Annotated in this window: 5 protein-coding genes; all 5 read right to left on the reverse strand. The window is 61.1% G+C overall.

All coding sequences use genetic code 11. The features are described 5' to 3' along the window. Positions 1-843: 843 nt before the first annotated feature. Complete coding sequence (gene phoR, locus QCE64_RS08665) at positions 844-2,157, reverse strand: phosphate regulon sensor histidine kinase PhoR (RefSeq protein ID WP_309919792.1); 1,314 nt, start codon at positions 2,155-2,157, stop codon at positions 844-846. Between the two features lie 83 nt (positions 2,158-2,240). Then, complete coding sequence (gene phoB, locus QCE64_RS08670) at positions 2,241-2,942, reverse strand: phosphate regulon transcriptional regulator PhoB (RefSeq protein WP_008342029.1); 702 nt, start codon at positions 2,940-2,942, stop codon at positions 2,241-2,243. Between the two features lie 43 nt (positions 2,943-2,985). Continuing rightward, positions 2,986-3,690, reverse strand: a complete 705-nt coding sequence (gene phoU / locus QCE64_RS08675) for a phosphate signaling complex protein PhoU (RefSeq protein ID WP_309809047.1) — start codon at positions 3,688-3,690, stop codon at positions 2,986-2,988. A gap of 40 nt (positions 3,691-3,730) precedes the next feature. Then, positions 3,731-4,606, reverse strand: a complete 876-nt coding sequence (gene pstB / locus QCE64_RS08680; RefSeq protein WP_309809049.1) for a phosphate ABC transporter ATP-binding protein PstB — start codon at positions 4,604-4,606, stop codon at positions 3,731-3,733. A 15-nt stretch (positions 4,607-4,621) separates the two neighbouring features. Beyond that, positions 4,622-5,276, reverse strand: a 655-nt coding sequence (gene pstA / locus QCE64_RS08685; protein WP_310003453.1) for a phosphate ABC transporter permease PstA, incomplete at its 5' end; no start/stop codon positions are given.

The raw sequence follows: 5,276 nt of genomic DNA on the forward strand, positions 1-5,276 counted from the left end.
GCACTGCCCCTCCCCGGGGCGGGGGTCTTCGCTCTCGTCCTTCGCGTGGGTTGCTTTTGTTTGCCAGCGCTTCTATGGACTTCCTGTGTTCGCGTCGGTCTATTAGCACTGCCCCTCCCCGGGGCGGGGGTCTTCGCTCTCGTCCTTCGCGTGGGTTGCTTTTGTTTGCCAGCGCTTCTATGGACTTCCTGTGTTCGCGTCGGTTTATTAGCACTGCCCCTCCCCGGGGCGGGGGTGACTTTCTTTGCCGCTGCAAAGAAAGTCACCAAAGAAAGCAGCTTTTTCTCGCCCAGCGTCATCAAATGGGCGCAGCACAGAACCCCGTTTCTGGCCCGGCCGTAGAGCGTGCCCTCATAGGCCACACCGGGCGTGGATCGCGGACCCACTGGGACAAACTGCCGTTCAGCGAACTGGTGCAGCACCTGAGGGTTCCGGCCCAGCGCTACGCGCTGCCGGAGGGTATGCAAGGGAAACCAGTGGGAGGCAAGAGCAATGTGATGGACGCGTAAGCAAGAGTGCACTGGCATCCCCGATTGACCGGTCGGCGGCGCGTAGCGCAGCGCCGGAGCATGCAAGGGCTGCACCAGTCTGTTCTGTGGTGCGATTTCACAGTGGGTCCGCGATCCACGCCGGGTGTGGCCTATGAAGGCACTCTCTACTGCAGTGCCAGAAACATGGTTCTGTGCTGAGCCCGTGTGATGACGCTGGGCGAGAAAAAAAGCTGCTTTCTTTGGTGACTTTCTTTGCAGCGGCAAAGAAAGTTACCCCCGCCCCGGGGAGGGGCAGTGCTAGCAGACCGACGCGAACACAGGAAGTCCATGGAAGCGCTGGCAAACCTCAACCCTAAGCCGCGAGAGACTTCCGAAAAGCCGTCCGCGAGGCGGGAAACCTGACGACAAACGTACTCCCCCTCCCCACCTCACTTTTGACATCAAGCTCAGCGTGATGCCTCTGCAGCACATGCTTGACGATGGCGAGCCCCAAACCGGTTCCACCGGTATCCCTTGAACGGCTGCGATCCACGCGATAAAACCGCTCCGTGAGCCGCGGAATATGCTCAGCCGGAATACCGAACCCGCTGTCCCGTACCGAGAACACCGCGCGGTCCTTAACCCGCTCCCACGAAACATCGATCGTCCCGCCGTCAGGCGTATACCGAACAGCATTCGTGACGAGATTCCCGAGCGCGCTCATCACTTCCGTCTCGACACCCGCCACGGTCAGCGAGTCATCGCTATGAAACGTAATCCGATGCCGCCCATTGGACAGATTGTTCGCATCGTCCTCGATATGCCGGATGACCGAGCGCATGTCCAGCACCTCATCGCCCGGCGGACGCATGTCGCCTTCGAGATTCGCCAGCACCAGCAGATCGCGCACGATGTTCTGCATCCGCAGCGCCTGCTGGTTCATCATGTCGAGATAACGCATGCGATCCGCTTCATCGAGCGGCAACTCGCGCATCGTTTCAAGAAAGCCCGACAACACCGTCAGCGGTGTCTTCAACTCATGCGAAACATTGGCGACGAAATCGCGGCGCATGGAATCCGTGCGCTCCAGCTCGGTGATGTCCTGCGTCAGCACCAGCTTGCGGTTGTCGCCGTACGGAAACACCTGCACCGACACCGTGTACTTGCGGTTCACACCCATGCCGCGCATCACGAGCGTCTCCTCGTAATGGTGTGAATTCAGATAGCGGATGAAGTCGGGATTCCGCACCAGATGCGTGATGTGCTGGCGCAAGTCGCGCTTCGCATCGAGCCCGAAATGCTGCTCGGCAATCGCGTTGCACCATTCAATCTGATCGTGATCGTCCAGCATCGCGACGCCGTTCGGCGAAGCCTGAATAGCCTGGATGAAACGCGCATGCTGTTGCTCGACCTGCCGCACCTGGGCATGCCAGCGCTTCGCGAGCTTGTGCAGACGGTAGTAGATTTCGCCCCAGACGCCGAGCGCGCTCGGCACTTCGCCGTACACCGGCGCTTCCAGCAGACGCCACAGACGCTGCATGTGATACGTGACGAAGAAGCCCTGCACGACAAGCATGAGCACCGCGAAAGCCAGCGCGACGCGCACGCCGGCCAGCGCGCCAAGCGCGGCGCTGATGCCCGCGAGCAGCGCGAAGGACACGATGGCGCGCGTCCAGATGATGTTCATGGTGGCGATGAATCTGAGTGACGTTGATACAGCAGAACCGACGAGAAACCTGGCAGCAGCCGCCCGCCGTGTCACACCTTGTTTCAGGCGCTCTTCGCGAGCCGGTAACCGCTGCCACGGACCGTTTCGATCATAGCATCGCAGCCCGCCGGCTTGAGCGCGGCGCGCAAACGCTTGATATGCACATCGACCGTACGCTCTTCCACGAACACGTGATCGCCCCACACCTGGTCGAGCAACTGCGTGCGGCTGTGGACTCGCTCCGGGTGCGTCATGAAGAAGTGCAGCAGGCGGAACTCGGTCGGACCGAGATCGAGCTTGATGTCGTTGCCCGAATGACTCGCCGCAACACGATGCGTCGCCGGATCGAGCCGCAAGCCGTTGATCGCCACCACGTCTTCCGTCAGCTGCGGCGCCCGCCGGCGCAGCACCGCCTTGATGCGCGCCATCAGTTCCTTCGGCGAGAACGGCTTCGTGACGTAGTCGTCCGCGCCGATCTCCAGTCCGAGCACCTTGTCCTGCTCGTCGCCACGCGCCGTCAGCATGATGATCGGAATGTGCTTGGTGCGCTCGTTGTTGCGCAGCTCGCGTGCGAACGCAATGCCCGACTTGCCGGGCAGCATCCAGTCGAGCAGCACGAGATCGGGCAGCACGTCACTGATCAGGTTTTGCGCCTGCTCCGCGTTATAAGCGCGAATGGGGCAATGCCCCGCATGCTGGAGATTCACCGAGATCAGCTCGGAGATCGCGGGTTCGTCTTCGACGACGAGGATACTGCTGGGCATCGGCACCTCTGGACCTTTTTGCTTGGGTTGTTACGCGGCGAAATTAACTCAACGCCTCGCGTTCGAGCTGGTCGCGCGACTTGTGCCGCACGTCCGTGCCCTTGACGATGTAGATGATGAACTCGGCGATGTTCTTCGCGTGATCACCGATGCGCTCCACCGCCTTCGCGATGAACAGGTAATCCAGACCCGCCGAAATGGTGCGCGGGTCTTCCATCATGTACGTCACGAGCTTGCGCACGAAGGCGCGGAATTCGTCGTCGATGGCCTTGTCGTCGCGCACGATCTGCGCGGCCGCCACGGTGTCCAGACGCGCGAACGCATCCAGCGCGCGGCGCAGGATGGACACCGCCATCTCGCCCGACAGACGGATCTCGGCGATGTTCACCGTGCGGCCCGCGCCGTCTTCGTTGATGCGCTTCACGCGCTTGGCGATCTTCTCGGCTTCGTCGCCGGCGCGCTCGAGATTCGTGATGGTCTTCGAGATGGCCATCAACAGACGCAGGTCACGCGCGGCCGGCTGGCGGCGCGCGATGATGTTGCTGCACTCCTCGTCGATCTCGACTTCCATCGTGTTCAGACGCGCTTCCGCCGCGATCACCTGGTCGGCGATGCCGATGTCGAATTCGTTCAGCGCCTGCATCGCCGCGATGATCTGCGACTCGACCAGACCGCCCATTTCCAGCACCTTCGACGACACCGCATTGAGGTCGGCGTCGAACTGGCTAGAAAGATGTTTGTCGGACATGTGTGCTCCTTAAGCCTGTGTGTTTTGCCTGGGCTGACGATCAGCCAAAGCGGCCCGTGATGTAGTCTTCCGTTTCCTTGCGGGCCGGCTTGATGAAGATCTTTTCGGTATCGCCGAATTCGATCAGTTCACCCAGATACATATAGGCAGTGTAGTCCGAACAACGCGCCGCCTGCTGCATGTTGTGCGTCACGATGACCACCGTGTAATCGCTCTTCAATTCAGCGATCAGCTCTTCGATGCGGCCCGTCGAAATCGGGTCGAGCGCCGAGCACGGTTCGTCGAGCAACAGCACTTCCGGACGGATCGCGATGCCGCGCGCAATGCACAGGCGCTGCTGCTGACCACCCGACAGGCCATAGCCGCTCTGCTGCAGCTTGTCCTTCACCTCGGTCCAGAGCGCCGCCTTGGTCAGCGCCCATTCGACGCGATCGTCCATTTCCGAACGCGACAGCTGCTCGAACATCTTTACGCCGAACGCAATGTTGTCGTAGATCGACATCGGGAACGGCGTCGGCTTCTGGAACACCATGCCGACACGCGCGCGCAGCAGCGAGATGTCCTTGGTGGTGTCGAGCAGGTTCACGCCGTCCATCAGGATCTCGCCTTCGGCGCGCTGTTCCGGATAGAGCGCGTACATCTTGTTGAAGGTGCGCAGGAGCGTGGACTTGCCGCAACCCGACGGCCCGATGAAGGCCGTGACCTTCTTCTCGGGAATGCGCAGGTTGATGTTCTTCAGCGCGTGATACTTGTTGTAGAAGAAGTTGAGGTTGTTCACCTCGATCTTCGGCTTCATCGAATCCAGCGACGGCGCGCCGTGCGTCGGACGCACGCTGCCCGGCACCGGACCGCGCTCGACCGGCTTGTCTTCAGTCTTCGAATTCAGGTGGTTGACACCACTTTCGACCATATTCATGGAATCACTCCGCCCTTATTTCTTCGAGAAGATCGCACGCGCCAGGATATTCAGACCCAGCACGCCGAGCGTAATCAGGAACACACCGGCCCACGCGAGCGATTGCCACTGCGGGAACGGACTCATTGCGAACTTGTAGATCGTGACCGGCAGGTTGGCGATCGGCTGATTCAAGTCCATCGAGAAAAACTGGTTCGACAGCGCCGTGAACAACAAGGGCGCGGTTTCGCCGGTGATACGCGCGACCGCCAGCAGCACGCCGGTGACGATGCCGCCGACCGACGCCTTCAGCGTGATCGACATCACCATCTTCCACTTCGGCGTACCAAGCGCGAAAGCCGCTTCACGCAGCGCGTTCGGCACGAGCTTCAGCATGTTCTCGGTCGTGCGGATCACGATCGGAATCTGCAGCAGCGCCAGCGCGATCACGCCGGCCCAGCCCGAGAAACGGCCCATCTTCGCCACGACGATCGCATACACGAACAGACCGACGACGATCGACGGCGCCGACAGCAGGATGTCGTTGATGAAGCGCGTCACGCTCGCGAGCCAGCCCTTCTGCCCGTACTCGGCGAGATACACGCCCGCGAAAATGCCGAGCGGCTTCTCGAAGTATTCAGCGAAGATCGGCGCGAACACGAGCAGGCCCCACATGCCGTAGACGATCGAC

The sequence above is a fragment of the Caballeronia sp. LZ043 genome, assembly GCF_031451075.1.
Taxonomy (GTDB): Bacteria; Pseudomonadota; Gammaproteobacteria; order Burkholderiales; family Burkholderiaceae; genus Caballeronia.

Bases quoted from the DNA above. Each gene is read 5' to 3' on its own strand.
- phoR (WP_309919792.1), bottom strand. From the start codon at position 2,157: ATGAACATCATCTGGACGCGCGCCATCGTGTCCTTCGCGCTGCTCGCG.
- phoB (WP_008342029.1), bottom strand. From the start codon at position 2,942: ATGCCCAGCAGTATCCTCGTCGTCGAAGACGAACCCGCGATCTCCGAG.
- phoU (WP_309809047.1), bottom strand. From the start codon at position 3,690: ATGTCCGACAAACATCTTTCTAGCCAGTTCGACGCCGACCTCAATGCG.
- pstB (WP_309809049.1), bottom strand. From the start codon at position 4,606: ATGAATATGGTCGAAAGTGGTGTCAACCACCTGAATTCGAAGACTGAA.